This is a genomic window from Dethiosulfatibacter sp., from assembly GCF_983023055.1.
In genome coordinates this window covers 1-2,152 of sequence record NZ_CEZJXU010000439.1, presented here as the reverse complement: position 1 = coordinate 2,152, position 2,152 = coordinate 1, and the positions used below count along the sequence as shown (strand labels likewise).

Annotated in this window: 2 protein-coding genes; both read right to left on the bottom strand. The window is 36.2% G+C overall.

Going from position 1 to position 2,152, the window contains the following annotated elements; translation table 11 throughout:
- A partial coding sequence (locus tag AC3AX0_RS12135) for an MBOAT family O-acyltransferase (RefSeq protein WP_487550541.1) occupies nt 1-1,127 on the bottom strand: 1,127 nt, incomplete at its 3' end.
- A 66-nt stretch (nt 1,128-1,193) separates the two neighbouring features.
- A complete protein-coding gene (locus AC3AX0_RS12130; RefSeq protein ID WP_487550540.1) occupies nt 1,194-2,081 on the bottom strand; it encodes a putative periplasmic lipoprotein in 888 nt (295 codons plus the stop codon).
- Between the last annotated feature and the right edge of the window lie 71 nt (nt 2,082-2,152).

Below are 2,152 nucleotides of genomic sequence, written 5' to 3'. Positions count from 1 at the left end.
AATACCACAAGTTGCTCATGAACACTTTCAAAAGCAAACAAAACCCATCCAAATATGACTACCGTCAATACATAGACATGCTTCATGATTTTTGGAATGTTGATATTAATAGCCACTGTCTTTTCGAGTATTATGAATATTCCAAAATACAAACCCCACAACATGTAGTTCCAACTGGCTCCGTGCCACAAACCAGTAAGAAGCCAGACCACAAGAAGATTCCTTACCGTTGCCGACTTGCCATTTCGACTGCCTCCCAAGGAAAAATACACATAATTCTTAAACCAGTTACCAAGTGATATATGCCATCTTCTCCAAAACTCGGAAATGGATTTGGATACATATGGATAGTTGAAATTCTCAAGTAATCTAAAGCCAAACATCCTTGCAAGACCTATGGCCATATCACTGTATCCTGAAAAATCATAATATATATGCAACCCGTAAGCCGCCATTGACACCCAATATCCAACAACGCTTCCATTCGTATGCATCAACTGATTATGAAGAAGGAAAAGCTGATCGCCAAGCAAGACTTTCTTGCCAAGACCTGCAATAAACCTTCTTGCTCCTTCGTCAATATTTCCAAACCCAATTTTTCTTTTCCCAAGCTGTTTCTCTATGTCGGCATATCTGACAATGGGCCCTGCTATCAGTTGGAAAAACATTGATATATACAATAGAAAATCACTGTATTTTTCCTGTGGTTTTACATTTTTTCTATAAACATCAACCGTGTAGCTTAATGTCTGGAAAGTATAGAAACTTATCCCTATGGGCAAGGGTACGTTCAAATTCTTTATATCCAATCCTGGCATGGCATTTACAGTATCAATCAACAAATCGCCATACTTGAAAAAACAGAGAAGTCCGATGTTCATCACTACTGATATGATTAAATATCTTTTTCTTGCAGAGGAATTAGTCTCGTTATGAATCATTTTGCTCAGATGGTAATCCGCCGTACTGCTGAAAATAAGCAGGACTATGTATATGGGTTCACCAAAAGCATAGAACACAAGAGATGCCATCATGAGTATTATATTTTTCTTTCCTGGAAAAACATGATATGAAAATAAAACCAAAGGTAAAAAATACACCAAAAATATCAAACTGTTAAAAATCATTACTTATCCTTTATAAAGCAGCTGCAACTAAATCAATGGATTTTCGTCGCAGCTGCACAATATCTTTTATTTAAATTCGAGTGCCATGAAGTTGTCAACAAGCACTGTGTTTTCTTCCGGAGTCAATCCTGCAAACAAGATATAATTTCCATTTGATACAATTTCATAATCTTCCAGACTCATGCAAATCATCCATCTGCTCAAATATTCCATTCCGGGTTTTACTGCTTCTACATCGGATCCTTCCTCCAGTTCAAGAACAAATACAGTTGATGGACCAAACATCCTATTGTTCATTACAGCACTCTTGTACCCTTCAAGCTTCTCACCGTTGTTTACGAAATTGTTTATCTTTTGTATATGCTCTTCCCTGTCCGTCATATAAGATACTATATCAAGCATTGTAGCGTCAGCATCTCTGAAAATCGCATTAAACACATCAAGGGAGCTGTCAATCTCCGCAGATATATATCCTTCAAATTCAATTGCTTCGAATGTTTCAACCATCAAGGCATTGTTTTCTTCTGTCAATCCTGTAAACAATACAAAATTGTCTTTGACAATTATTTCATATGTTTCAATATCACTGGCATGTCCCTTTGCCAATAAAGGAAACTTTTCAGAAATAGATTTAGCATCATCATTGCTCTCCATTTCAATTATAAAAACTTTGCTTTTATCTTCGTCTGAAAATAAAGATTCGGCCTGCGCACTACCTACAAATCCGTTAATTTCTTCAACGTCAAAAATCCATTTAATCGCTTCTACATCCGAATTAACCGTTATGTCACCGTCCAGCTTGATTCCTGTACTTTCATAAAGTTCAATCAAAACATCATAAGACGATTTGTCAACCAATATTCCCTGTTCTTTCTCTCCACCATCAGAAATGGCGTCCGTTCCACATCCTGCCAATAAGGCAACGATCATAAATAAAATCATTAGTTTCTTCATTTTAATTCTCCTGTTTGTTTATTTATTTTTTTCTTTACAAGTAACTAAGACGAGCTAAGGATGAACTTGTT

Bases quoted from the DNA above. Each gene is read 5' to 3' on its own strand.
- AC3AX0_RS12130 (WP_487550540.1), bottom strand. From the start codon at position 2,081: ATGAAGAAACTAATGATTTTATTTATGATCGTTGCCTTATTGGCAGGA.